Genomic DNA, 25,381 nt, shown 5'->3' with positions numbered 1-25,381 from the left:
TAACGTTATTGCATTCACCCTAGTGCTTAAAGTGCGTAGCGCGGGTCGTAAGACTTAGCCGGTCCAGGATTGTCTGCCAGGTTCCACTTCCTCAATAATTTTCGGTGCGGACAAGGGGCGCGTTAGCGATTCGCAGTGTGAATGTGTTACCTGAAGACTACACCTCATTGTGTTACTTTCATTAGTTCTTTCTTTATTAATTCGTTCGCTTGTTCCTTGTTATCTGCTGGACTAAAAATATATCCTTCTTGAATACCATACTTTTCATTTATATCATTCAGCGTTATCCATATATATTCTAATGCTTTAGTAGCCATCACGCTGCCTACTGATTTAAGCCTTACGTCCTTACTAAACGTTGTAATTGTCCCAAATAACTTCCCACCATCGTAATAAAGTTCAACATCATATGAGAGATCATCATCTACGACTAACTGGCCAAAAAACGAATCTCTAGAAAAGACATTTCGATTGGATTTACCAGATATCACCATTTGAGTTTTCTTTTCAAAGTCCGAATCAAAAGAATAGATCAAGCCTTCCATCTCTTTGTGAACTGTAGTCGGAGAAAAGTATAAATAAGCAATGGTTATTAACGCAATGATAATGACTACGATATAAGTGTTTCTTTTGTCATTTTTATTCCCTTTCAATGGCTCTGCTGAATATGCTTCATCGAGATCCCTCATGCAGACCAAGAGGCTCCACCACTGTGCGAAGATACAAAGTTAGAAGATGTTATTGCCCTTTTTCGAATTTAATTATTTAATTTGTCTATTAGGTTACTTACTTCCCTTGGTGTTTTAAGTATTATTATATTTTTTTCTTTTTCATATTTTTTTAACTTTTCGAGTATTCCTGGTCTTTTATGTTTTCTGAAATTCCATACCCACTTCATGAATTCCCAATCTAATTGCTCAGGACATCCCTCATTCAGATCAGGTCTTGTTCTTCCATGGTATTTAATTCTTCGTTTAATGACTCTATACGTAGTTATCCACGGAGGTAAATCAAAGAAAATTATTGTATCTGATCTAGAAATTCTAATATCTATGGTTCGATTATAATTTCCATCAATAATCCATTCATCATTTTGTATAAGCTCTCTTTGAAATTCATCCCATTCGTGATTAGGGGTTGCAATCCACCCAGGTTTCCAATAATACGCATCTAAATGATACAATGGTAAGCCTAAGACTTCAGAGAGTTTACTTGAGAATGTAGATTTCCCTGATCCTCCAGATCCAATTATCATGATTCTTTTCATTTTGTTCTCCTGGTTATTAAAATAATTTCCACTAACGCTCTTGTAACAGCGAACCTTCACCAACTTAAGTCCGGGGGGCTGCTGATACGGTTAGTCGGCGAATGGTGGTCTTCTGCTTTTATGAAATTCATCGGCAGCAATGGGCGTATGTCCGAAGAGTAGATACGAGGTTACCGGCTGGCAGGCAAGACTCCCTTAATTACTTTCAGGATATCTATATCCATCTGAATATTCTTCCACTAGTTACTTTTATCCTGTTCCTATTTGCCCATTGCTTTAATTCTTCTATATTAATTTCCTCGTTATTCTTAAATCTAAAATGAAAATCCATTGAAACTAATTTTCTTCCGTATAACTTGAAACCGATACTCTGTACAAAATAACCTTCTATTATAATCTTTTCGATTTTTTGTATTGGTAGTTCAACTTGATTAAGCCTAATTGTATTTTCTGTAATTTCTAACTCCTTATTTTTTCTTAATATCCTCTTCAATAGCATTACTACTCGGATTAGGTTACCTAATAATAATATAACCACACAAATAACAGATAATAAATCATCTATTCGAAGCACTTGTATTAGTATTGAAGTAATTAAAATAGAAATTATCACTTGGACATACTCTGATCTAGGATACTTAATTTCATACTTCTTATACATATTCTGGTTTATTTCCTTTCTCACTTGTTTCAGTTAATATTCTCGTGTTCACGATGCGTCAATATATTGTTATCTGATGCCCTCGCTCCCTTATTGCTTTGATAACGATGGTTACTGGAAACATCTTCGCTCTTTTTACGAAAATATTATTTCATCTGCATTTTGTTATTTCATGCTCGGTTTCCTCAATCATTTGTTCAATAACAAACCCTGCTTTCGCCAAGCCCCATGATATTGCAAGGATAGACCGTTCCCACAGCCTATTTCTAACATCTTTTTCCTGAAACATCGCCAAAAAATTTGCATTTTACTTCATTTCCTGTTGTATCCCAATAATAAATCGATCCTCTCGTCCGTCCATTCCAACAAGCCGATCTCAAAGGGAGGAGGCTTGGCCTCGTTGATTCACTTCTCTAGCATGCTCTTAAACATGTATGAACAAGCATAAATCCATGATTGAAACATCAGATGTGGTGCCAATAGAAAGTATAATGTGAATGCTGTTGAAAGCCTAATGACTTATAAAAAGAACTATCAGAAATAACATATGCTTTTTCAGCACCTAAGGAGCGGCCTCTCTTCAAGGCTTCTAAAACCACTGCTTTTCCAAGTCCCATTTGCCGATACTCCGGAATTGTACATACAGGTTCAACATAGACATAATCCGTATTCTGCCTATACCATAAGCCGCAGTATGCAACATATTCCCCATCTGCATTTTCTGCAACAATATGTAGGAATGAATTTAAATTTCTTGCTGACAACATTACTTTTTGCTTACTCATAGTAGCTTCATCAACAGGTACAGATCCTTCGTTGTCAAATGCCCTCCATAGCAAATGATGAAGCTTATATAAATCATTTTTTATATCAATATTTTTTACTATTATCCCTTCAGGAGTTGTAAAATCAAGGCTAACATTCTCTAATTTAAGTTCAAGTATGTTTTCAGTCAGATCATTCTCCACAAACTTCTTACTGGGCAATAAATTTAGAGTGTGAGTATCCTTGTCATTCACCGCAATCCCAAGGCCATTTTCATTACTGAAAGTAGCAATGGCATATTCCAATATATCTTTTTCTAATTCTCCAAACCCTTGTTTAGTTGCAAAAAATGCTTCACCGAAATAGTGGTCATAGGTTGCTATACCTACTAACTTCTCATTACAATACCACAAGCCAATCTTATCCATTAAGTCTCTATTAAATTCAGGATGAAAAAACATCCACTCCCACCTGGCCCAATTCCAATTTATATGATTACGGTCATATTCTGATAATTCAATCAAAAAATCGCAAACATTATCATAACAAGAATCATCGAATCTTCTAAAAATAATATTCATTTTAAGCCCCCCAGAAATATAATTAATTTTTATGTCATTAACCTTAAGTAAACTATATCCCTTACCTCCAATCGTTTGGTGGTAAAGATCAATTATAACTAAAGGGGTTCACTCCGTTTGATAGAGTAGAAACAATTATGATGTCTTGCTGCTATTTCTTGTAACGTTCATGTATTCACGACGCGACCCGGCTTTAGATAGTCTTATCTTAGGGAACCGGTCGTCTACCTTGATCTACTTCCATGATACTCCTCGAGAGACCGAGTGACGATAGCCACGAAGCTAGATCACGTTGTTATCCGATGAACCCGACTCCTGTGAGTCGCTATCAATAATATTCATTTACGATTGTTTATCATTCTTTTTGAATAATGATGTAATAATAATTTCTGCACATTCTTCTGGTGTATTCAAACTCGTGTCCACTGAGCAGCTATAACGAATGTTTTGTGACATTATTTTATTTTGCTCATCTGATTGTACTTCTTTTCTGTCACCACGTTCTATATTTCGCTTACGACAAAGATCTAGAGGACAGTACACCTCGACTATCTCCAAAGGGTAGCCACTAAAAATCTCTTTGACTTTATCATAATGTGGCTTTAACTCAGGTCTTTCAACAAGTATCCCATCGATTATTACATGCTTTCCACTATCCGAAAATAATTTTGCTGTATGATACATTATAATTATTACTTCACTTAAATACTTCCAGTAGTCTGTCTGCAGATGTTTATCACCAATCGTATTTTCAAAAAGATCATTGGCAACTACATAAAAAAATGGTTTCGAGTATGATTGCATAGCTTCTACTATTGAGGTTTTACCTGAACTTGTAACGCCATTCAAAAATATAATTCTCCCTTTATCCAAAGTTCTCAACTTCCTTTGCATGGGTTTAATGTACATTTACTCATCAGCCTTATATATTTTTTCTTCGTTCTTTCGTATAACGATCTCGCATCTACGACGCGACCCGGCCTTAGATAGTCTTATCTTAGGCCGGGTCGTGAGTTGTCAGAATATTCTTCATCGTAAAATCGTCCAACAAGCAATGAGCGAAAGCCCCGCAGCGTAGATGCATTGTTAAGTGATGTTACTGCCTATCTTGTGATTCCTGCAATACATACTTTTGTTATTCAATCTTTTATTTTCTCAATTCGTAATTCATGATAATATCAGTATGTTCATTTTGGCATTGCTCACCTACATGAAAAAGAAATAGACCGCCCTCGCTAAGGTAACGGTCTGTTTCTCGACCTAACTCCTGTGGCCGACTGCTCTTTATGCAGTTATTGTGCTTTGGAGTCGTGTTCCAGCACGGCTCCTTACTTATTCTTACCTCAGTATAACTCAATTTATAACACTTTTATAGGTTTTGTTTGTTTATTTTTATTCATATAAGATCTGTAATGCTGTCTGCGGTAATTTCAGTTAACGTTCTTGTATCTACGCCGAGAGGCTTATGGCCCGAATGTGCCGTGTCCGACCATCTTAGCCTCGCAGGGTAGTGAGCTGATTCAGCTTCACTGTCCCCTCATCTTGCGAACCAAGGGACAAGGCCCGCAGCGTGGATACGAGGTTAAGTACAAAAAAAGCCTCACACAAGTTGTTTAAACTTATGTGAAGCCTCTCTTCTACTTCATGTTTCCTACGACTTTCACTCTCAGTCTCGTTGCATTTCCCGGATGATAAGCCAGCGGGGTTTCTTCCACTTCCACGAGCTCCACCGTAGCCGGATCAGCGCCAGCCAGCACCGCCTGCTTCACGGCTTTTTCTTGCGCATCTTTTAATGAATCCTCACGGGGCTCAGTAGAATAGATATAAATTTGTTCATATTGTCCACTGATTTGAGCAATACATGCGCCAATGGCGTTGGCTACGCCCCCGTTCTCAGGCTTAATCATATGGGATACCCCGCGAATCGTGTCCGGTATAACGACACTGCCGCCGCCTACCAAAACAAGCTCAACGTCTCCCGACGATGTCTTCATTTTGTCAATGGCCTGCTCAATGATGATTGCAATTTCAGCTTGCACCTTTTTAGCGAAGTCTTCATCCAGATGCGCTACCAAGCTCTTATCCCCGACGTCTGCGAGACCCAGCCGTACGGCAATGTCTGTTGTGGTCAGCGTATGCCCGCCAAAGACCAAGGCTTCCTGTCCAATCTTGTATCCTACGCTGTCAGGGCCCACCGTAATTTTGCCGTTCTCCGAGCGCACGATGCTTCCGCCGCCCAGCCCAACCGAGATAATATCCGGCATGCGGAAATTCGTGCGGATATCGCCAACCTCAACTGCAACCGAAGATTCTCTTGGGAACCCGTCCTGCAAAACCCCGATGTCCGATGTAGTCCCTCCCACGTCGAGAACCATCGTATCTTTAATCTTCGCCAAATAAGAGGCACCGCGTATGCTGTTCGTTGGCCCGCATGCAATGGTTAGGATCGGAAATTGTTTAGCGTAATCGATCGACATTAAAGTACCGTCATTCTGGCATAAAAACACCGCTGCGTCTGTGATGCCTTCTTCTTCTAACGCCTGCACAAATCCTTGGGTTGTCGTTTCAATAACCTTGCACAATGCTGCATTGAGTATGGTCGCATTTTCCCTCTCAATTAATCCTACCGAACCGATCAGGGAGGAGCAGGAAACAGGGAATTCCGGTCCATATACTTGATGGATGAGATCGCGAACCTGAAGCTCCTGATCATTTTTAATGGATGAAAACACACCAATAACCGCGATGGACTCGACACGGCTCCCCCATTCCTCTAAAAGAGCTTTAATTTCAGCTTCATCGACTTCTCCAAGCACTTGGCCGTCATATTCATATCCGCCATGAACGAGAGCATATTTACCCGACAGCGACTGAACCATGTCCTCAGGCCAGGACGTGTACGGCGCAACGGAAGCGGTTGCCGGGTAACCCAGACGAATGACGCCGACTTGGGCCAGCTTTTTGCGTTCAACAATGGCATTCGTGCACTGTGTTGTACCTAACATGGCATGCGTTATTTGGGTTTTATCCATATTCGATTCCTGCAGCAAATTCCGGAACGAGGTTTCAATACCCGTTTTAATATCTAGACTTGTTGGTGATTTCACCGCATGAACCAGATGATAATTCTCATCCAAAATGATGGCGTCCGTGTTGGTGCCGCCTACATCGATCCCGATTCTATACATTCTCAGCCACCGCCTTTTTCACCATTTCCTCAATAGGAACATAATCGTAATCATATCCGAAGTATCTTGGTCCTGCCGTCTGGATTCCCTTTTCCGTTCTCCACTTATCATGAGCGGGCAGCCCAATAACCCGTACGCGTTTTCCGTATTTCAGGCTCTCCGTAGTTACAGGCGACAAGGTTTCGTAATCAACCAGACAGATCAAATCAGGGGTCATCGCTACCACTTGACCGTTCTTTTCAGCAATCAGGTTTTCATTTTGAAAATGAACCTTCATCTCTCCGCCTTTAAACGCCTCGATTCCTTCAAGATGCATCTGGCCGAGGTTAAATCCGCCCTTGGTTTCCCGGATAACGTCCACAATTTTACCTTGGAAAAGTTCATAGCCGGACACAAGTCTCAGCAGTTCTTGAAGCTTATCGCCTGCGTCCCGATTCTTCGATGTAATGATGGCTCCGATCTGTTCGGACAGGGTCACGATATGATGAACGCCGCTCTGCTTGATTTGAGCACCCGTTGCCGGGTACAGGCTTACTAAAGCACTGGCGCCCATTTCAACCGTGGCCGCTCTGGCGAGCCGTTCCGTCCACTTATTATCAATGGTCTCAAAGATGCCGATATTCCCTTTTTCATCCGTAATCGCCATCGGTGTCGCCGGAATGCCATCCAGGTTAAACGTCACCATTTGCAGCTCCGGGAAGGCCCGCCCCATACCGTCACAGTCGATCAGAGGCAATCCCAGCTGCGCCGCAACAACGATGGGAATCATGGAATTGACGCCTCCCGCTTCCATCGGAAACGTGCCGGCGATCCGTTCTTTTCCCAAGTAATTCGCTAATTTCTGAAAAACCTTAACAAACTCGTCCCCTCTAGGGAATTTCTCCACTAATACGGATGGCGCCCCCATCATCGCGGCCGGAATGAAAAAGTCCTCATCCTCAATCTCATCGACTGAACATAGTTTGACAGGACCAAACTTCTCAATGGCCGAGAGAGCCATCAATTTACCGATGTAAGGGTCTCCCCCTCCGCCGGTTCCCAGAAATGCTGCGCCAACGGCGATGTTTTCAACAGCTGCTTTATCTAAATATCTCATTCATTCTTCCTCCAATATTTCGGATTTCTGAGCCGATAAACGATAGCCTGCATAATATTCGACAAAAGAAACGACAATCCCGATCAACGGCTGATTCGGTAATTTCGCTGTTCTGGTAAGCAATCGTCAGGACAGTTCGAATGTTCTTTTCTTATTGTAAAAGATGAAGCAGGTCAGCGTCTTTTTCAGAAAACAAAAAAAAATCCGATGTTTTTGTCTTATTGGACAAAACATCGGAATTTTTTAGTTATGGATGAGACGGTAGACCATGCAAGCGGTATAAACATCGTACGATTCCGAATTGATGGTCACATCATATCCTATGAGCTCGCAAATTTTTTTAATGCGATATTTCACCGTATTTTTGTGGACGAACAACAGCTTGCTGCAGTCATCCATATTCCCCTTCGCATCCAGAAGAAAAGTTATCAGGGTGTTCATTGCGTCAGTGTCGTCCATAATAGGCTCCAAAACGGACAAGCATTCCTCAGTCATCTCTTCCCCTTGTTTGCTGAGGTCTATAGCCCGTTTCATGGAACGGACTTCAGCCGCGGTGTATAGTTTGCGGTGATGATAGATGCGGTGAACCTCTTTAGAGACTCCGTTTACGAGCTGGTACATGCGGCGTACGTCCTGTGTGTTCCGCATCCTCGGAGAATAAACGATGCTTGATATTTCAGCGGTGAGACTCGTGGATTCGATATATTCCGCTGCGATTTCAAACTCATTGTATTTATATGAACAATTCCCTAGCAACACGACAACGCAGTGATCGATCGTTTGAATGACCGCGGTTTTATAATATTGCGAGAGATGCCCTTTTAAGTCTTCCCTTATCCTTCTTTCCTCCGACAGATCCCGAATGTAAACCAGCCACATCATTTGGATGGCGGAAACATCAATATAGAGCAAACTGGCCAATCTGCGCATTTTTTCGCTTTCATCATTCACGATGGCTTTAACCAAAGCGTATTCGCTGACCTCGTTATGCTTGTCTCCCCATAAATTGATGGCCACCTGCACCACCTCGCTGATTTGCTCCATCGTCTTCGGAGGCAGCTTCGTATTCTCTTTAATGAGAAACAGGTAAAGGACCTCCCCGTTTTTTTGATGAACACGTTTGTATTCAACAAAGCAGGACGAATCCAGCTCGCCTTCTCCCATTCTGTCGTTCAGAATGGAAGGTCCCATGGACCGGATTAAATTCGCAACATCGAGCGATGAATTCCGCGGCCACATGACACGATTGATGATATCCAGGCTGCTGTTTGTCAGGACGATGTTCGCTTTCATCCGGTCCGACAGCAGTTTAAGCGTAATTTCCACGCTACGCAAATGTTCCGGCAGCAGCGAGACCTTTTCCAGTGATTCATTCACGAAATGCTCATTCACATTCTGATTGCTTACGATCGCTTCCATGACTTCATAAATGACTTCATTATATCTAAGTGAGTAATCGTTTCTCGGCATGCAAATGATAATAAAATTCAGAGATTCGGCCAGTTCGAGCACTTCATCGGCTATATCTGGCATGATAATGCCAACATAGTACAAAATCAATCCCACTTCACCAAGTTCATGCAAATATTGAACCGTTTTGCATTGCTGCTCCACGCTGTCCTTAATGGAATAAAAAGAGCTAATGACCAGCTCTTCGGCATACCACTCTTCTTGTACGGTTTGAATAATTTGCGAGAAGAAATTGACATCTGCCACCTCTAAAACTGATAAAGAGGAAACGGTCTGATGTAGCCTGCTTGTTCCAGTGACCACCTGAGCTCCTCTAAATGAAGGCAGCTGCAGTAATTCTTTAACGGTTACCCCAATTTAACCACCACTTTTTTGTTCGATTCATGCTGCTCTTATTCTTCAATCGGTGCGTAGTCCTTAATAGATTATTCATCCAGAAGGAGATCCTCGTAGAAATAGCCTGTTAAAACAAAGCTATGATGCTCGGTATAACACAGCAGCCTAAGATAGGATTCATCAATATTAGTATAACCCTCGTTATGATAAGCAACCAAGTAAGTTCCTTTGCCAACTATGAATTTTTTGCACACTCGGCCAGGTTCACAAGATGCTTCCGTTAAAATTCGACTCGTACCAATATTCATCCCCTGTTAAGGTTTTCTTATAACGCACCCGCATTCATGACGCGCCCCTGCCTTAGATAAGTGCTATCTAAGCCCGGGGCGTGTAACGTCTGTATATTCTTCTATGCCTGAACTTTTGACAACCAAGGGGCGAATGCCCGCTGCGTAGATGTAATGTTATGTGAGGTGGGACCAAGGCAACACGCCTGACGCCTGCGCGAATACGCAGTTAGATGAAATGATGTCCTCTTTGAGATGCTCTCACTTCATAAACTTTAAATTTTCAACTATTTTGTACTGGTCTTTCAAATATAATCTCGTAATGAGTTGGCTTTCCATATCCATTATAATTAGTGGGAAGTACTTGAACTAACCGCCACCCCTCTCTTGCATATTCAATAATTGTCTGTTGATGTGTTGCATCTGAGAAAAATCCACCCAATGAAGTGTCAACAAAGGTATATTCGTACATATTATCTCCCTCCGTTCTCAGTTTGTTTAGTACTGTGGTTTGTAGATACGATCAATGTCTGTATCACTAATATGTCAATTCAAGGACTTCAATCTCTTCTTTTTTTCATTTATTATGTAACTCTTGCTAAATTCTAAATCTAAACAAAGGATTGGATTGTGCAAAATATCCATTAATTTCAATAATAAATTGTTCATGACCCTTCTGTTTTTCATGGTTTTAATCTCATTAATTTTATCTAACGTTTCCGTATTCACGACGTCCAACGAAGGCGGATGTGTCTGCTGAAATTTCTCTCCGAAATCCATCCAGCAGACCAAGGCTCCGCAAGGAGTCGCTTCTTGAATATTATGTTATGAGATGTCATTGACCAGTTGGAGCTAACCCCAAAACATTCCGTTATGCCCTTCGTCCACGATCTTTAACTGTATTTCAAAATTTTCATTCGGTTCTATATCATCTATGAAATGCCATTTCCCTTTACTGTCTTGCCAATATATATTCCATTCATTCTCATCTAATCTGAACTGAGCTACTGGCAGCTGCACCCATTGCTCGCTTTTGTATCCTTGTCTTTCTTCAATCAATGTCACATGATTTCCTCTGATCTTGTAACTGATTCTAATCTGGCTTTTCACATGTTCTGGTACTGCATTTTGGGTGTATTGGTCCATGATTTTCATAATCCGCTTCTTCGTAAAATCATCCATGGATTCTATCTCTCCTGCCCTAATCGGTTTTGCTTTGATTATATCATGATGATGTCTCATAACGTTCTTGTATTCACGAACCCGAGAGGCTTAAGGCGTGTAGCGCCGTGGAATCATGGTATGACTTATTTTGGTTCGAGCGCAATATACCTCGGTAAATCGTAGCTTATTCTCCACAAGATTCTTTTGCCATATCGATATGTGATGGTCTTCGATGGTTAACTATTTACCTCTTTAACTCTAAATAATTCATATTATAATCTTCGCCTAAAAAATTCATCACTCCAGAAAATCCATTTAATTCCCATTCACCATTTTTGTTTGGAGTAAATATGTATTCTCTTTTCCAATCCTTTAACTTCTCATCATCACCAACATATTTCTCCTCAATGCTTAATCTGGTTTGATTAAAAAACTCATTCTCGAAGTAGCTCTTATAAACGACCGCATTTGTTATGGTTATTCCTTCATGAAAGAGTGTTGGGTATAATGTGTCCTGTTGTACATACATATCTGACTCGGGATCGGAATCCATATTATGAATAAATAATATAGATAGAATATCCTTAGCATGGACTCCAAACTCTTCGGTAAAGGACTTCTCTAATTCCTTATACTCCAGTTTTGACACCTTTTCTCTCAATGCTAAATCAATGATCATTTTTTCCTTCTTCTCAACCATTTCAATTGCAGTGTTTATGTCGAAATCAATGGTTTCTTCTTTTGTCGGCTTTAATTGTTCTGATGATTGACAAGCCGATAAAAACAAAATAACCAGAATAAGTAAAAAGAAGTAGGATTTCTTCACAATTAGCTACTCTCCCCTACAATTACACCCTTCTCATAATGTATATACATTATAGTTTTTACTTTTAGCCGTAGTGCGTAATTCATAAATTATAATAATCTCGTAATCAGTATTCATGACGTCCGACGAATGTCGGATGTGTCCGCAGCCTACACTTCCCTGCCAATAACATCCCCTGACCGTTGGCGAATGCTCAATGCGTGAATATGCTGTTATATGACGCACCCAACTTCTTCGAGATACTTTCACACAGCTTTTCTTTTTTATTTTTACTCTATTAACGTATATTTCAGTAGACTTTTTTTTAAAAAAACCGTCACTTACTCATTTGTTACCGAGTTGTTCCGCCAAACCGATTAGAAGCCCTTCGGTTCCACGAATGTAGCAGAGCCGATACGAATCCTCGTATTGAACCATTTCGCCAACGAGTTGCGCACCATGCTTTGTAGTGAGTCTGGATACCATCTCATCAATGTTTTGAACTGTGAACATGACGCGTAAATAACCAAGGGAGTTTACAGGAGCCGTCCGGTGATCGGATATCGTAGGTGGGGTGAGAAATCGCGAAAGCTCAAGCCGGCTGTGGCCATCTGGGGTAACCATCATAGCAATCTCTACACACTGAGAACCTAGTCCGGTTACGCGACCAGCCCATTCCCCTTCAACAGTGGTTCGCCCTTCGAGGATCAAGCCAATCTCCTCAAAGAAAGAAATTGCGTCATCAAGGGATTCTACAACGATACCGACATTGTCCATTCTTAGTAATTTATTTTTTTCCATAGTTTTTTTCTCCTCGTGTGCAAATTTCTAACCAGATAATCTTCAAGATCATTTTATTAAAGAATCACTATTTCCTTCTGCCGGACTGTAGGCGAATGACCCGAAGCGTGAACATGGTGTTACGCCTATACCCTCTTCCTGATTAACTTTCAAATTGTCTTTCCAGTCTTTCCAATGCTCTTTTATATTTCTCGAGTCGCATGTAATCTTGTTCTGAAGGATCTTGTATTCTTGATAAATTCATATTCTCTTTAATATCAGCTATCTTTACATTTCTAGCTATTCGGTTCTTTAATGTTTTATCAATGAATTCTTCATAACTGTCTTCCTTAGCTCTTGTTAATAAATTAATAGCCTCAAGTATCTCTTCTGAAAATCCTGTTTCTTTTAGTTGATCAATTGTTACTTCCGTATCTTCTACAACGTCATGAAGAACTGCAACTATCTTCTCTTCAATTGTTTCAACCCTGTTCATAACTGCTAATGGGTGTAAAATATATGGGTTTCCGCCTTTATCAACTTGGCCTTTATGAGCTTTTAGAGCTATTGAAATTGCTACTTCAATATCCAAAGAGGTCACTCCATTCTTTAAAATGCTCTTAGTCGGTGAAGGGTTGTCCGGTTGATGTTACTGTCTTCTTGGAGTTATATTATACTTCGTTTCTCAAGCTCTATTATTATTTTGTCCGTGATTACATCCATTGGTTCAAGACCAGATACAATTAAATCACAATCGGCCATGACATTTGAATTTATAGCTTGGTATAAATTTCGCACTACTATAAGATATTGAGACAAATATTCTTCGAAGTTTTTTAAAGTTTCACTTGGAGAGTACTCAGCATTTTGTATCCCTCTTAAAATCCTACGAGCTAGTGCTACCTCTAATGGAATATCAATACAGACTACAAAATCAATTAGTTCGGCCATTCCTCCCCGACCTCTACCGAAAGGTTCTTCAACTATAATGTATTTTTCTGATTTTACCATTTGGTTGTTAGGTAGTTTTATCGATCTGCCTTGAACCAACTCATATAAGTCTCTATTAAAATCTGGGTTTTGAACTAATTTAGGGTCGGCACCTTTTTTCAACCATTCCACAAAATCATCTGGATATTTATTAGTTGAAGCATAGTCATCAAAGTGGAATGATATTGCATCTACAAGTTTATCTCTTAATTGCTTTGTTAATGTACTCTTGCCTGATCCAGATGGACCACTGACTGCGATTGTGAACGCAGATTTATTCATTGTTTTGATCCCTTTCTTTTAAGCACATATACAGCAATTTCTGTTAACGTTCTCGTAATCACGACGCCTGTCGAATGCCAAGTGTGTCCGGCTGTCTATACTTCCTGACATCCCTAAATGCCGGACCGAGGAGCGTATGCCCGATGCGTGAATATTATGTTTATAGGATGGGAAGGTCTTCCTTGAACTGCTTACAAATCAATCCCAAATGACCGGTCTTTGTTTTTCATAGCCTTCATATTTTGGTCTATACTTCAAATGTAAAAATGCTTCAATTAAGTTCAGAACGAATATTCCCAACGTAGCATCCACCAAAAAATCTATTCTTCTTGTATTGGTTTTAATCCATTCTTTAATATTTGTTGCATCAAGATTTAACTCTACAAGCTTTGGATCGTTTAATAATGATTTGGCTAAATTACTTTGTGAATTTTTAGGATCGTAGTGTTGACTATTAAATCTTTCGTTACTATTAGACCCTGCTTTACCTATCTTCAAAAATCTATCTTGATAAATGAAAGAGTATACAGCCATCCTGCCCACAGGTAACGTTGAAGATTTATGAGGAGCCCCTCGATCCAATATCACGATTTGACTCTCATTAACTTCAGTTCCTGTTGATTTAATTGCTCTTTTAAATCATCTAAAGAGAGTTCTCCCAGCACCGGTTCAGACATTATTATTTACGTTCCTTTCCTATAACGTTTCCGTGTTGACTACGTCCCACCTACTTAAGCGAACGAATGTGAGCGGCCGCGATGTGTTAGTCGGTGCGGATGTGTCGCCTGAATCTGCTTCCCTGGAACTGAAATTCCACTCCGAATCTACTTCGGACCTCCAGTGACCGAGGCGGTTTGCCCGTCTATGCCTGAACACATTGTTAGGTAATGCCGCCACTTCTTCGAACTACCCTATAAATTTTTTATACTCTCTATATTATAAGTGCCTTCGTCAAATATCAAACAATTCAGCTGCATTCCATATGCACATCCACCGTCTATCCCAATCTTACCGTGACCGAACCAGATGTCCGAGGATTCATGAAGTTCAATAGTCCGAGTATGACCGAATATGACTAGCTTATCAGTTCTTGGTTCCGATTGATGAAACTCACGCTTAATATACATAAAGTCATTTTCAGGTTGTTCTCGCCAATTTATATACTTCGGATTGAGTCCAGCATGAACATAGATATGATGTAAATCTTCATGATAAAGAGGCAAAGATTCTAGAAAATCTATATGACTATTAAAATGTACCCGTATATACTCTATAGCGTGTTTATACAGTTCTTCATCAATATTGTCAGTAACAAAATGACAATAGCTTTGGAGGGTTTGTGTACCACCATGTTCCAGAAATTTACCTAGGACCATTTCACTGTCCGTACTTATAAGATCAACCAATCTTTGGTCATGGTTACCCCGTAAAGCAATAACATTGTAGTTGTTTACTAGCTCTTTAACTCGCTCAACAGTTTCTTTACTTCGTGGTCCTCTATCAACGTAATCACCAAGCAATATTAAATTGTCTTCTGAAGGGTTGTAATTAATAGCATCCAACAACTCATTAAATTGTTTAATACATCCATGGATATCACTGATCATTAAAATTCTACTCATCTTATCTCCCTCAATTAGATAGAGTACATGCATTTTGGGTGGATTCTTATAACGTTCCTGCATTCACGACGTTCCTCTGGCTTAGATAGTTCCTATCTTAGCCAGTACGAATGTGTCCCGGCAATTCTTTCTCGCTCATGCTTCTGGCACTAAGGGACGGCTTGCCGTCCCGTAGCGTGAATGTTTTGTTATATGATTTAATAATGGGGCCATCTACGAATATACTTTCAAAGACTGCCGTACAATGTCCTTATCTATTCCTAACCGTTCATGAATTCTTGTAACCCAATCACCAATATCATTTAAAGTGAGTACGGGACACGCTGGCGAATGCTCTTTCAGGTTACATTCAGAATAATGTCCTTTAGATCAATCAGAGTCTTGATTCGATAGCTTGCCAGTGAGAAGTCATGTGTTTTTGTGAAGTCGTTATGGACAACAGCACAGTTGATACCAGCCGCCACGGCTGAGTTCAACCCTCTGCTTGAATCCTCTACAACCAGGGTCTCTTCTTTGGTAACGCCGAATCGCTTTAGGCCACTCAAGTATGGTTCCGGGTGCGGCTTGGTGCGCTCGTAGTCTTCGCGAACAAGGACGAAATCCATGAATTTTCTAATCTGGCGCTTTTCGTGAATAAGTTGAAAATCCGCGCGTTTTGCAGTCGTCACGATGGCCATGCGGACGTACTTTGACAGTTCGGCTAGAGTTTCAACTACGCCTTCAATCTCTATGGCTTCTGTTCTTAGATATTCCTGATAATAGACGTTGCGGACCTCACGCTGCTTGCTTATGGTCTGTTCATCAATACCTGCTGCCCTAGCTTGGGACCAAGTGCCCAGCGACTGGGTCATGTCGCGGAGGTATTGATCTTTATCCAAGGTAAATCCAATGTCAGCCAGAGCACGTTCTCCCGCTTTGTAATACCAGTATTCAGTATCAACCAGAACACCATCATGATCGAAGAGTATGTACTTTTTCATTGTTTCATTCTCCCTTACATATTCTTCATGAGTTCTTAAGTTATCTCGAACTAATAAATTGAATTGTTCTTCAATCAGATCTGCCTAGGTTTTAAACAATCTTTTAAGTATTGTATATGTCTTTGAGTTTCAACCATATTTCGCACCAAAATGTTTTTTGATTTAAAGGCTTTATCACCAAAGTTTGTCCTTCTTTTCTATTCAAATAAACAGCGTCATCTTGCTGTAAAAGCTCATCATCAAACTTAAATACAATATCTCTACAGTCTTGCTGGTACTTTTTTTCTCTTGTTTCTGACCACTCTGCTTTTTCAATAGAATATCTTCTTCTCATCAGCAGGTCCCTTCTGAAAATAGTTCTTCTGTTTGAACAACATAGTGTTATCGGATGTCAATGCCTTTCTCGATACCGCTAAAGTTCTTTATACATGCTTCGCTTTGTCATCAGATATTATAGTTTTCTTGCCTTAATCACTAAGGTTACAGGAAGCATCTTCGCTCTCTTGGCCAAATCGCTTTTATCGTCCCGCGATTGCATAATCTCATCATCAGTTTGCTCAATCAATTGCTCAATTACAAATCCCGCTTTCGCCAGAGCGTTCACATAGGTTGATAGCTTACGGTCCGCTAATAATAGCTCACCTTCATCAACAGCTACCGGATACCAAGCTTCATCGAAATAACTCTTTCTAAAAACAAACCTACCATCATCATCAGTAACACATCTGTGTATAGGATGAGACCAACTGAAAATAAATACACCATCTTTTTTAAGATACGTAGCGATACGGCAAAAGGTACCTTCAAGGTCGGTTGTCCAACCTATGGCATAAATCGAATAAACATAGTCAAAATAATCCGCCGGTATGCCGCATTCTTCTTCCATGGGGGAACAGATTAATTTTGCCGATAGGCCGAGTGACTCCAAATGCTGCGTTGCCTTTTCAATTTGTTTTTCCGATATATCCACAGCCCATAGTTCAGATGCGTTGCGTTCCCCTTGATATTGCAAGGATTGGCCGTTGCCGCAGCCGATCTCCAGCAGTTTTTTTCCTGAGATATCGCCAAAGAGCTGGTATTTTTCTTCTGAGATAAACCCTCCATAATAAGGAAGTGAAATTGCTTTTAAGAAGTCATTGCCTTTTGTATCCCAATAGAGCCTGTTTGTCTTATGAACAACATTCTTATCCATATTTTCCGAAATGGTTATGCCAACTTCGACATCGCCAATAATGATTGATCTATTTACAGACTTCTTGTCCATGAAGACACCTTCCCCAGAATAGTTTTTAATTCAGATTTGCATTAATATCTATGAACAACCTACAAAATGTTCTTAATATAAGTCCCATACGCTAAACTTATCAGAGAACCCGATAATTACTTCAAGTTCATCAGGTATATAATCGTTATCTAAATGATAAGCCGTTAACCGCGCGTGACCTTCTAATACAACTACTCGCGAATTCTCATTCATAGACACAAATATTAATCTTGGAACTACTTTACCGTTCTTGAGAGCTAAGTTGATATCTAGAAATCCTTGGTTACTAATTCCAAAGACTTCAATTTGATTCATGATATTTTTCGATGCCTGCAAAGGAAGTCTAGTATTACTTGATAATTCATTCCAATAACTATAGTTGATGTACATTACTTCGTTTAGATCTTGCTTCTCAAAGAAAGCTTTATACCATTTAACTTCTGTAGGAAAATTCTCAAACATATCCGTATTGCGACCGAACCCCCTTGTCTGACCAAGAATATCTCGTCTAATTTGGTTCTCGGCTTGATCATTCAAATTAGGTTTAATAAGTAAATTCAAATCATGTTCTCCAAGTGCATGTAATATTCCTTCCTTAAATCTATCTGAGTTAACCTCTGCAAATAAGAATTCTGCTATTACTTCATCTTCTTGAACTTGACTAACTATCTTCAATTGTTAATCCTCCATAAATATGTTTTGTGCTGATTCCCTATAACGTTACTGTATTCACGACTATGCTGGGTGTCCGGCGAAGACCGGACCAAGGGCGTATGCCCGATGTGTGAAGAATATGTTATATGAAGGACTCTCTTCGCCGACTCATCCTACAAAATTCGTATTCAATGTCCATTCTAATCTTCTAATCCACTCGGTTTTTACATTTATATTTGCGTACTGAATTCGATTCAAAATATGAAGGACTCTAGAAATCGCAAATGCTTTTACCGCTTCCTCTGATATGTGTAAGGTTGAATGTAAACGGTATGTACTTAAGAAAATATCAGATAACTCTTCACAAAAATCCGGATAATGAAGATGAACAAACCAAACTGTCCATGCGATATCTTGAAGAGGATGTCCCCATCCTCCCCATTCCCAATCAATCACAACCATCGAATTATCGGATACAATCGTGTTATGAGGACCGAAATCACCATGAATTAAAGTTTTGTCTTCCTCAATATGAATATCCAGAAAATGTTTCACTTTATCTTTTAAACCGCTTGGTACGAAGTCAAGTGAATCGATACCATTCATCAGCTCAATTATCGGTAAATCCGAGTGACCATTTTTGTGTTTTATTGTATGTATTTCACTTGCTAAACGAACACCTAGCCACTTATAGATTTGTCGAGTCTTATCCATATCGCCTTGATCTAAAAATCTCTGTCCGTTTATCCCGTGTATGTAATCCATAATGATATACGAAGACGTGTCGTCCTCAAAATAATCATGAATTCTGGGAGACACGCCTGAATCGTTTAATAGAGTCAAGGTATTCAATTCACTCTTAGCGTCACCATTGTTTTTATTAAAAACTTTCGCAATAACCAGTGGATCTGACCCTTCAAGGAGAAGGGTATAGTTAGTATATCCTCCTGTAAGTTCTGTTAATTGGGTATTTGGATACTTAAGCAACAAAATGTTGTTGTCCATAAGCTGAAACCTTCTTTCTTTGTACTTAGTCTTTCACATAACGTTCCGTACTCACGACGCGAGCCGGCCTTAGATAGCTCCTATCTTAGGTCGGCTCGTGAGTCGTTCGAGTTATCTTCCATGATTATACATCGGGCGACCAAGCGGTGTAAGCCCGCAGCGTGAATCTTATGTTATTTGATGCTCAGTCATCTTCGAGTTACTTTCTTATCAGTCCTTTTTTAAATGTAATTTATAAATCTTTAACATATATTCTTTATCTTCTGAGTCATCATTATGTCCTTCTATTGGTAACCCATTACGAAATGGGGTCCCTAAAAAATCATCAAGTATTTCTCTTGGATTATTCAATATTTGTATTTCACAGCTAAATGGTAATTTCTTGTTTATGTCAGATATCAGATTGAATCTTAATTGACTTGCCATAATATCAAACCATAAATAAAAATACATACCTAGATTTGAACTAGAGCTTTCTATTTGATCTTTCCGATTCTGTATAACTTTATTTAAAAATTCGTTGAAGTCGTCCGTTGTAATTTGATTAATCAGATCTGGAGAAAGTGATATCCTCCACATATTTGTTTCAATTTCCACTTGAAGATCAGCTTCAGAGGAACCGATATAAATCAAATCGTTTATTATATCTTGAAGATCTTCAAAATATTGTTCCTTACTCATTTGTTGTTCCTTCTTTCTTACAATACCGAGGTTTCATTTAACATTCCCGTATTCACGAACCCTCACGGCCTTAAGCGACCAGCGGGAGTGGCCGCGACGCGGTTAGGTAGTGCAGGGTTGTCCGTTGTCTTCACTTCTCAGAAATGCCTCTTGCGACCGAGGTGCCATAAGGCTCCATAACGTGAAAATATTGTTATACGATGTCATAGCCTTCTTCGAATGAAGTGAAGTTCCCATTTTATTTCTAGGTTTGATTTCTTATTATTAGAGGTTTTTTTGCATCAATAATAATAGATACCATTCCTAGCCCTTCAATCGAATTCCTTGTATCAAATCGAAACGATCTACCTATTCTACCATCCATTTCATTCCAATAGCTGAAATGAAAGTCCCCGTTTTCATCACAATATTCCAACAACGATACTTCAAACCCCGCGATTTCAAATAATGATACGAAGGTTTTTGCATCATAAACTATTTTGTGAGACGCTGCGGGATGATCCTCTGGTCCAGGACCACCGACTTGAACCATCTGTTGATACCAATCATTACGGAAATTCTTATCGGGAACTGCACAACGAATATACCCACCAGGTTTTAAAAATTGATAACAATGCTTCGCAGCCATAATACCTTCTTCATACGTTAAGTGTTCCCATACGTGTTCAGCTAAGAGCGCATCAATACTCTCAGGCTCAGATAATTTGTTACTTTCTAATGATAGTAAATTCAACTCATCTTCCTGCGTACTGACCCAACCATCAAATGTTGTTTGTCCAGCTCCAATGACCACTTTCATATAGTTCCACCATCCAATCTTGAATTGACTTACATCACTTAGAAAGTATACTTGACGTTAAATCATTTCATTTACTGTAACTATACTTCCGTTGAACTTCTTCTTTTGAAATTGCTTAAAACAATGTTTGCATATGATTTCCCATAACGTTCCCGTATTCACGAACTCGAGAGCCTTAAGTGACCGTAGGGAACGGGTCGTCAGACTTAGGCTCGCTGGGTTGTCCGGCTGACTCTGCTTCGCCGAAGTTCCTCGGCCCGGATCAAGGGAGCTTAAGCTCCCGTAGCGTGAATACAGTGTTATGCACCGTTACTGTCTTCGAAACATCACCTAAAAACCTTTGATCAAGATTCCAACTCTATTTTTTACTTTGGTATAAAAACTCAACTTCACCATCTAGCAAATATCGATATTCAAATAATTGCATTGTTCTTTCCCTATTTCTCTCCCGTATAACCCTGCCTAGGCTTACCGATCCTTGTGATCCAAGGTTTCCATTATTAATAAATGTCTTTTCTACAAATTTTGTTTCCCTTAAGTGATACTGTAACCATTCTTTCTGCGATTCAATTAGTGCTTCTCTTGGTTCTCTATCCAACTTAGAAAGAAGCTTTTTATATATTTGGTTCAACTCTTTATCCCAAATCTCGGTATATTTTCTTTCCAACGCCCCCCATCCAAATGTTGAAAACTCTTTGGAATTTTGAAATTCATTAAATTCCACTTCATAATCATGATCTATAGGATTTCGAAGCATTTTATCATAAAATTCCCCAGTCAATTCATAGTTCCCAATGCTCATAGAAAACACTTCATTGTTCGAAGGATCTGATCGACCTTCAGTTATTTCTTTCGATTCTGTTCCATTACCTGTACTCACTACATCAGGAGGCAGTTCAGAAATCTTTATTGATTTAGTTTCGCTGTTCAAGGTAGTCGATTGACTAATATTTTGACAAGATGACAACAACATTATCGTAATAAAAAATAAGAAGAGTATCTTACCTTTCATAAATTATCTCCTTAAATATTAGCTAAAATATTTACCGGTAATGGTGCATAACGTTACCGCATCTATGACGCGACCCGGCCTTAGATAGCTCTTATCTTAGGTCGGGTCGTGTGTTGTCTGAATTTACGCCTAGGAGCTTGCTTCTGACAACCAAGGAGCGAATGCCCTGCAGCATAGATGCATTGTTAAGTGATGTTACTGCCTTCTCTGTATTTACATTCCCATATACGATTTAGATGTGAGTATTGTTTTCTATGTATTCTAGTAATTATAGTATTTTAATGATATTTCATCATGTTTTATATGTTATAATTTTCTAGTACAATATACGGCTATAAGGGCGGTCGGCTAATCTCCCAGAAGGGAGGTGATGCCCATGGAGGTCAAAGATGCACTTTCCTTAATGTTCATGTTCGGCATGTTCATTTTGGCATTGCTCACCTACATGAAAAAGAAATAGACCGCCCTGGCTAGGATAACGGTCTATTTCCGAACCATCTTACGTGGCCGACTGCTCTTTATGCAGTTGTTGTACTTTGGAGTTGTGTTCGCGCACGGCTCCTTACGTATTCTTACCTCAGTATAACTCATTTTATAACGCTTTTATAGGTTTTGTTGATTATTTTTATTTATATAAGGTCTATAATGTTGTCTGTAGTAATTTCACTTAACGTTCCCGCATTCACGAACCCGAGGGGCTTAAGGCGCGGAGCGCCGGGTCCAACGGACTTAGCCTCGCAGGGTTTTCCGCCTAAATCAGCTTCCTCGAAATGCCTCGAGCGGACCAGTGATCAGCTTGCCGGTCCGCCACGTGAATGCATTGTTATAAGAAGTTTATGCCATCTATGAATACACTGTCAAAATCCTTAGACACTTAGTTTTGAAGCAATAATCACAGCTTCCCTAGGGTTCAAAAGTAATTCCGATGCAGCAAGTTTAGGATGATTCAACCAAAAATTTCTTATCTTATCTGGTTTCCCCTTCCAATCATCCGGCCAATATTCTTCTGGAGTCAGGTCATCAAGTATTAACAAGCCTCCTATTGACATGCTTTCAAATAATAATTCTGCATTATCCTTTTTCGCATCTTTGACATCTGCAAATATTAAATCAAAGGGTCCCCTTTTCAATGCATCCTTCCAGTCACCGCATAAAAACTCGACATTCTCCCTACCCAATATCTCTATAGCACTTTTCACTTGACTCTGGTCGATGTTTACAGTAACTAATTTGGCATCCTTTGACATTGCAGAAATTATCCAAGCTGTACTTACTCCGAATCCTGTACCAATCTCAAGTATATTCTTCTTTTCCTGTCCCGCCAGAGTATATAGAAGTCTTCCAAAATCATCAGTGCAAGATTTAGTAAATCCAGCTTTCTCAGCAAAATCTTTGCTTAGGGTAACAAATGTAGGTATAAACGTATTGGATCGATATGTTGTCATCATCTTGACTCTCCTTTCAAATAGCAGGTATTTCATATAACGTTGTTATATTCACGACGCCCGACAAAGTCGAATGTGTCCGGTTGCTCCCGCTTCCAGGAATATCGCTGCCGGACCGAGAGCGTATGCCCGAAGCGTGAATATTATGTTATCTGCTGTTGCTACTACTCGAATCTGCCCTCACTTATCAATCTTCTGTTTATTTTCTACTGATAGTTCTTGTATATAATTTCTAATAATATTTACGCCTTCAACTGAATTTAAAAATTCCTTGATCTCATTTTCTTTTGCCTTTTCCCTAATGAACGAAATTGATTCATCTCTTTCAGATTTAAATCCTATTAATGTTATCGCTATGCCCAAACTAATTAACGTAAATGCATCACTAAGAGCATTTACTTGTTTGACAGAAAGATCGATTTTTATATTAGGCAAGACTATTATAGCCAGCACCGCTAATCCAATGAATAAAGAGCGTAGGCTAACTAAAATTCTTTTTGGCTTCTGGTCTTTCTTTGCCAATGCTCTTTCAATCACAAATTGCACCAAATCGTATAGAATAAGAAAAAACGCAGCAATGGAAATATATAATAACCACTTTCCAGTAACATTAATAACAGAAGTGAATCTCAAAATTGATAATATAATAAAGCTTACTCCAGCAACTTTAGTGAATGTTACAGTCAAATCATGTCCCTCCTAATACAGTTTTTAATATTTTGGCAATTGCAGATAACGTTCTCATATTCACGACGTCCAACCGACTTAAGCGGCCGCGAATGCGGTTAGTCGGTGCGGATGTGTCCGCTAGAACACGCTTCAATGTCTTCTCCTCGGGTGGACCGAGGAGCCGCCAGGCTCCGATGCGTGAAAATAATGTTAACTGAAGCCAGTGCCGTCTTCGGGTTCTCTAATTCTCATTTTTAAATCTTCTTTCAAGCTCTTTAACAAATACATCAATTGGATATTTATAATCGATTGGTTTGTAAATAAATCGATTATTCCACTTGTGTCGTAGAGCTTGATCTCTGAAATCTTCGTTTTCGCTCTCTAGTGTCTTCATAACAAGCATAATTTCATTCATTGTACTTATAACACTTCTACTATCCGTTTTGGTAATAGCCTTTTCGCTACATCTTTCTAAATAATATTGCGCTAGAGTATCAGGGATTTCTTCAACGGCAAAATAAGCTTCCAAATTATCTTTAAAGATTTCTCTTAGTTTATTTGCTTGATTTGTTCTAATTCCAGTGACAGTTAAACTTAATCTAGAAAAGTCATTCATAAACACATAGTGCTTTCTACCATATAATTTGAAAAGGTTTACATGCCAACTAAAGAAAGAATCCGTATGTTCAATTGTTTCTGGTTTGGCATTTAGATCTTTTAATGTGTCTTTCGTTGTTTTGAAAATAATCATGACTTTTGTTCCTTTCGTTCTTGCACTGGATTCAGATATCGTTCGTGCATTCACGAACCCTCACTGGCTTAAGCTGCCGGCCGATCCCCACGGGATCAGGCAGCCGGGTCGAAGACTTAGCCAGTGCAGGGTTGTCCCCTTAATTTGGCTCCCAGAATCCGCCTCGGTGGACCGAGAGACGCTAAGGCGGCCCGATGCGTGAATGCTACGTTATACGTCGGTCTCTCTTCATTGAACTGCTTCATATAGTTGTTCTTTTTGATTTTATGTAGTTCTAATGCGCTCAACTTTGCTAATTCTCCCTGAATAATTCGCAAGCAATAGGTCCAATAATCCATTCGGTACTAGTTTTTCCTGTTTATTATTTTCGAATCCATTAATTGATTTCCAAACTGCTTTATATGGATTTATTCCTTCTATGCCTTCGATAACTTCTCTTTTGTATAATTCAGATCAACAAGATCGGCTTCATAAATGAAATCTACTTCATGACCTATCTGATCCAAGTATGTAAATAGGTTTTCGATGACAAACTTTAGCTTGGGTTCTTGTATTTCAGCATTTAATTCTTCTCTTACTTCTCGAATTATCGTCTCTTTACTACTCTCTCCATACTCAACCGTTCCACCAACCGGTCGATAAAAAGTCTTGTTTACGGCTTTATCATATATTTCTTCAACTAATTTGATCGCCTCTTCGAATTAGATACAATGAAACGGTCCTAATGATCATTCAATGATTCCTTTCTATGTTTTTCTATGTATTTTAGAGACTATAGTATAACGTCTCTTGTATCTGCGAACCCTGAGAGCTTAAGGGAGCGCAGC

General features: G+C 39.5%; 29 protein-coding genes. 1 reads left to right on the top strand and 28 read right to left on the bottom strand.

Going from position 1 to position 25,381, the window contains the following annotated elements; all coding sequences use genetic code 11:
• Positions 1 to 164: 164 nt before the first annotated feature.
• The 24 genes from AC0VZ8_RS15095 to AC0VZ8_RS14980 form a co-directional block, all read right to left on the bottom strand.
• Positions 165 to 689 carry a hypothetical protein gene (locus AC0VZ8_RS15095; protein ID WP_475487391.1) on the bottom strand — a complete coding sequence of 175 codons (525 nt, stop codon included), beginning with the start codon at positions 687 to 689 and terminating at the stop codon, positions 165 to 167.
• A 68-nt stretch (positions 690 to 757) separates the two neighbouring features.
• Entirely contained in the window at positions 758 to 1,267 is a 510-nt protein-coding gene (locus tag AC0VZ8_RS15090) for a DNA topology modulation protein (protein ID WP_475487390.1), read from the bottom strand.
• 214 nt (positions 1,268 to 1,481) lie between these two features.
• Entirely contained in the window at positions 1,482 to 1,928 is a 447-nt protein-coding gene (locus AC0VZ8_RS15085) for a hypothetical protein (protein ID WP_475487389.1), read from the bottom strand.
• Positions 1,929 to 2,392: 464 nt separating this feature from the next.
• Positions 2,393 to 3,274, bottom strand: a complete 882-nt coding sequence (locus AC0VZ8_RS15080) for a GNAT family N-acetyltransferase (protein ID WP_260067554.1) — start codon at positions 3,272 to 3,274, stop codon at positions 2,393 to 2,395.
• Positions 3,275 to 3,616: 342 nt separating this feature from the next.
• Positions 3,617 to 4,147, bottom strand: coding sequence for a phosphotransferase-like protein (locus AC0VZ8_RS15075; protein WP_475487388.1), 531 nt, complete (start codon positions 4,145 to 4,147; stop codon positions 3,617 to 3,619).
• 764 nt (positions 4,148 to 4,911) lie between these two features.
• On the bottom strand, positions 4,912 to 6,462 hold the full coding sequence (locus AC0VZ8_RS15070) for a hydantoinase/oxoprolinase family protein (RefSeq protein ID WP_475487387.1): 1,551 nt from the start codon (positions 6,460 to 6,462) through the stop codon (positions 4,912 to 4,914).
• Positions 6,455 to 7,558, bottom strand: a complete 1,104-nt coding sequence (locus AC0VZ8_RS15065; protein WP_475487386.1) for a DUF917 domain-containing protein — start codon at positions 7,556 to 7,558, stop codon at positions 6,455 to 6,457. The genes AC0VZ8_RS15070 and AC0VZ8_RS15065 overlap by 8 nt, the downstream gene beginning before the upstream one ends.
• Before the next feature lie 243 nt (positions 7,559 to 7,801).
• A complete protein-coding gene (locus AC0VZ8_RS15060) occupies positions 7,802 to 9,331 on the bottom strand; it encodes a PucR family transcriptional regulator (RefSeq protein WP_475487385.1) in 1,530 nt (509 codons plus the stop codon).
• A 603-nt stretch (positions 9,332 to 9,934) separates the two neighbouring features.
• Positions 9,935 to 10,123 (bottom strand): DUF4177 domain-containing protein, encoded by a 189-nt coding sequence (locus tag AC0VZ8_RS15055; protein WP_074961996.1) that lies wholly within the window; start codon positions 10,121 to 10,123, stop codon positions 9,935 to 9,937.
• Positions 10,124 to 10,503: 380 nt separating this feature from the next.
• Complete coding sequence (locus tag AC0VZ8_RS15050; protein WP_475487384.1) at positions 10,504 to 10,833, bottom strand: DUF3024 domain-containing protein; 330 nt, start codon at positions 10,831 to 10,833, stop codon at positions 10,504 to 10,506.
• Positions 10,834 to 11,059: 226 nt separating this feature from the next.
• Positions 11,060 to 11,641 (bottom strand): hypothetical protein, encoded by a 582-nt coding sequence (locus AC0VZ8_RS15045; protein WP_475487383.1) that lies wholly within the window; start codon positions 11,639 to 11,641, stop codon positions 11,060 to 11,062.
• A 324-nt stretch (positions 11,642 to 11,965) separates the two neighbouring features.
• A complete protein-coding gene (locus AC0VZ8_RS15040; protein ID WP_475487382.1) occupies positions 11,966 to 12,421 on the bottom strand; it encodes a VOC family protein in 456 nt (151 codons plus the stop codon).
• Between the two features lie 142 nt (positions 12,422 to 12,563).
• Positions 12,564 to 12,992: an HD domain-containing protein gene (locus AC0VZ8_RS15035; RefSeq protein WP_475487381.1), complete on the bottom strand. Its 429-nt coding sequence runs from the start codon at positions 12,990 to 12,992 to the stop codon at positions 12,564 to 12,566.
• A 74-nt stretch (positions 12,993 to 13,066) separates the two neighbouring features.
• On the bottom strand, positions 13,067 to 13,672 hold the full coding sequence (locus tag AC0VZ8_RS15030) for a nucleoside/nucleotide kinase family protein (protein WP_475487380.1): 606 nt from the start codon (positions 13,670 to 13,672) through the stop codon (positions 13,067 to 13,069).
• Between the two features lie 198 nt (positions 13,673 to 13,870).
• On the bottom strand, positions 13,871 to 14,260 hold the full coding sequence (locus tag AC0VZ8_RS15025; protein ID WP_475487379.1) for a hypothetical protein: 390 nt from the start codon (positions 14,258 to 14,260) through the stop codon (positions 13,871 to 13,873).
• A gap of 323 nt (positions 14,261 to 14,583) precedes the next feature.
• Complete coding sequence (locus tag AC0VZ8_RS15020; RefSeq protein ID WP_475487378.1) at positions 14,584 to 15,357, bottom strand: metallophosphoesterase family protein; 774 nt, start codon at positions 15,355 to 15,357, stop codon at positions 14,584 to 14,586.
• A gap of 275 nt (positions 15,358 to 15,632) precedes the next feature.
• Positions 15,633 to 16,274 carry an HAD family hydrolase gene (locus AC0VZ8_RS15015; RefSeq protein ID WP_475487377.1) on the bottom strand — a complete coding sequence of 214 codons (642 nt, stop codon included), beginning with the start codon at positions 16,272 to 16,274 and terminating at the stop codon, positions 15,633 to 15,635.
• 103 nt (positions 16,275 to 16,377) lie between these two features.
• Positions 16,378 to 16,608 carry a hypothetical protein gene (locus AC0VZ8_RS15010; protein ID WP_475487376.1) on the bottom strand — a complete coding sequence of 77 codons (231 nt, stop codon included), beginning with the start codon at positions 16,606 to 16,608 and terminating at the stop codon, positions 16,378 to 16,380.
• Positions 16,609 to 16,725: 117 nt separating this feature from the next.
• On the bottom strand, positions 16,726 to 17,538 hold the full coding sequence (locus AC0VZ8_RS15005) for a class I SAM-dependent methyltransferase (RefSeq protein ID WP_475487375.1): 813 nt from the start codon (positions 17,536 to 17,538) through the stop codon (positions 16,726 to 16,728).
• A 72-nt stretch (positions 17,539 to 17,610) separates the two neighbouring features.
• Positions 17,611 to 18,213: a hypothetical protein gene (locus tag AC0VZ8_RS15000; protein WP_475487374.1), complete on the bottom strand. Its 603-nt coding sequence runs from the start codon at positions 18,211 to 18,213 to the stop codon at positions 17,611 to 17,613.
• Positions 18,214 to 18,360: 147 nt separating this feature from the next.
• The gene (locus AC0VZ8_RS14995; RefSeq protein WP_475487373.1) at positions 18,361 to 19,197 is read right to left on the bottom strand and encodes a phosphotransferase family protein; all 837 of its coding nucleotides are present in this window, start codon (positions 19,195 to 19,197) and stop codon (positions 18,361 to 18,363) included.
• Between the two features lie 210 nt (positions 19,198 to 19,407).
• Positions 19,408 to 19,878: a hypothetical protein gene (locus AC0VZ8_RS14990; RefSeq protein ID WP_260067540.1), complete on the bottom strand. Its 471-nt coding sequence runs from the start codon at positions 19,876 to 19,878 to the stop codon at positions 19,408 to 19,410.
• Positions 19,879 to 20,122: 244 nt separating this feature from the next.
• Complete coding sequence (locus AC0VZ8_RS14985; RefSeq protein ID WP_475487372.1) at positions 20,123 to 20,677, bottom strand: class I SAM-dependent methyltransferase; 555 nt, start codon at positions 20,675 to 20,677, stop codon at positions 20,123 to 20,125.
• A gap of 358 nt (positions 20,678 to 21,035) precedes the next feature.
• Entirely contained in the window at positions 21,036 to 21,689 is a 654-nt protein-coding gene (locus AC0VZ8_RS14980; protein WP_475487371.1) for a lysozyme inhibitor LprI family protein, read from the bottom strand.
• Positions 21,690 to 22,065: 376 nt separating this feature from the next.
• Here AC0VZ8_RS14980 and AC0VZ8_RS14975 point away from each other — a divergent pair, with 376 nt between their 5' ends.
• Positions 22,066 to 22,149 (top strand): putative holin-like toxin, encoded by an 84-nt coding sequence (locus AC0VZ8_RS14975; protein ID WP_220687457.1) that lies wholly within the window; start codon positions 22,066 to 22,068, stop codon positions 22,147 to 22,149.
• Between the two features lie 406 nt (positions 22,150 to 22,555).
• Here the strand turns inward: AC0VZ8_RS14975 and AC0VZ8_RS14970 are convergent, their stop codons facing one another.
• The 4 genes from AC0VZ8_RS14970 to AC0VZ8_RS14955 all read right to left on the bottom strand — a co-directional run bounded on the left by AC0VZ8_RS14970 (position 22,556) and on the right by AC0VZ8_RS14955 (position 25,141).
• Positions 22,556 to 23,137, bottom strand: a complete 582-nt coding sequence (locus AC0VZ8_RS14970; RefSeq protein WP_475487370.1) for an O-methyltransferase — start codon at positions 23,135 to 23,137, stop codon at positions 22,556 to 22,558.
• Between the two features lie 177 nt (positions 23,138 to 23,314).
• Positions 23,315 to 23,821: a hypothetical protein gene (locus AC0VZ8_RS14965; RefSeq protein ID WP_475487369.1), complete on the bottom strand. Its 507-nt coding sequence runs from the start codon at positions 23,819 to 23,821 to the stop codon at positions 23,315 to 23,317.
• Between the two features lie 223 nt (positions 23,822 to 24,044).
• Positions 24,045 to 24,608 (bottom strand): DUF6933 domain-containing protein, encoded by a 564-nt coding sequence (locus AC0VZ8_RS14960; protein ID WP_475487368.1) that lies wholly within the window; start codon positions 24,606 to 24,608, stop codon positions 24,045 to 24,047.
• A 362-nt stretch (positions 24,609 to 24,970) separates the two neighbouring features.
• Positions 24,971 to 25,141 (bottom strand): hypothetical protein, encoded by a 171-nt coding sequence (locus AC0VZ8_RS14955; RefSeq protein WP_475487690.1) that lies wholly within the window; start codon positions 25,139 to 25,141, stop codon positions 24,971 to 24,973.
• Positions 25,142 to 25,381 lie beyond the last annotated feature (240 nt).

The sequence above is a fragment of the Paenibacillus sp. QJM3NY_38 genome, from assembly GCF_056173265.1.
Note: the sequence above shows the minus strand (reverse complement) of the source record. Positions and strands in the feature narration are given on the sequence as shown.

Coding starts and splice junctions, on each gene's coding strand:
- AC0VZ8_RS15095 (WP_475487391.1), bottom strand. CDS start 689: ATGAGGGATCTCGATGAAGCATATTCAGCAGAGCCATTGAAAGGGAAT.
- AC0VZ8_RS15090 (WP_475487390.1), bottom strand. CDS start 1,267: ATGAAAAGAATCATGATAATTGGATCTGGAGGATCAGGGAAATCTACA.
- AC0VZ8_RS15085 (WP_475487389.1), bottom strand. CDS start 1,928: ATGTATAAGAAGTATGAAATTAAGTATCCTAGATCAGAGTATGTCCAA.
- AC0VZ8_RS15080 (WP_260067554.1), bottom strand. CDS start 3,274: ATGAATATTATTTTTAGAAGATTCGATGATTCTTGTTATGATAATGTT.
- AC0VZ8_RS15070 (WP_475487387.1), bottom strand. CDS start 6,462: ATGTATAGAATCGGGATCGATGTAGGCGGCACCAACACGGACGCCATC.
- AC0VZ8_RS15065 (WP_475487386.1), bottom strand. CDS start 7,558: ATGAGATATTTAGATAAAGCAGCTGTTGAAAACATCGCCGTTGGCGCA.
- AC0VZ8_RS15055 (WP_074961996.1), bottom strand. CDS start 10,123: ATGTACGAATATACCTTTGTTGACACTTCATTGGGTGGATTTTTCTCA.
- AC0VZ8_RS15050 (WP_475487384.1), bottom strand. CDS start 10,833: ATGGATGATTTTACGAAGAAGCGGATTATGAAAATCATGGACCAATAC.
- AC0VZ8_RS15040 (WP_475487382.1), bottom strand. CDS start 12,421: ATGGAAAAAAATAAATTACTAAGAATGGACAATGTCGGTATCGTTGTA.
- AC0VZ8_RS15030 (WP_475487380.1), bottom strand. CDS start 13,672: ATGAATAAATCTGCGTTCACAATCGCAGTCAGTGGTCCATCTGGATCA.
- AC0VZ8_RS15020 (WP_475487378.1), bottom strand. CDS start 15,357: ATGCAGGAACGTTATAAGAATCCACCCAAAATGCATGTACTCTATCTA.
- AC0VZ8_RS15015 (WP_475487377.1), bottom strand. CDS start 16,274: ATGAAAAAGTACATACTCTTCGATCATGATGGTGTTCTGGTTGATACT.
- AC0VZ8_RS15010 (WP_475487376.1), bottom strand. CDS start 16,608: ATGAGAAGAAGATATTCTATTGAAAAAGCAGAGTGGTCAGAAACAAGA.
- AC0VZ8_RS15005 (WP_475487375.1), bottom strand. CDS start 17,538: ATGGACAAGAAGTCTGTAAATAGATCAATCATTATTGGCGATGTCGAA.
- AC0VZ8_RS14995 (WP_475487373.1), bottom strand. CDS start 19,197: ATGGACAACAACATTTTGTTGCTTAAGTATCCAAATACCCAATTAACA.
- AC0VZ8_RS14990 (WP_260067540.1), bottom strand. CDS start 19,878: ATGAGTAAGGAACAATATTTTGAAGATCTTCAAGATATAATAAACGAT.
- AC0VZ8_RS14985 (WP_475487372.1), bottom strand. CDS start 20,677: ATGAAAGTGGTCATTGGAGCTGGACAAACAACATTTGATGGTTGGGTC.
- AC0VZ8_RS14980 (WP_475487371.1), bottom strand. CDS start 21,689: ATGAAAGGTAAGATACTCTTCTTATTTTTTATTACGATAATGTTGTTG.
- AC0VZ8_RS14975 (WP_220687457.1), top strand. CDS start 22,066: ATGGAGGTCAAAGATGCACTTTCCTTAATGTTCATGTTCGGCATGTTC.
- AC0VZ8_RS14970 (WP_475487370.1), bottom strand. CDS start 23,137: ATGATGACAACATATCGATCCAATACGTTTATACCTACATTTGTTACC.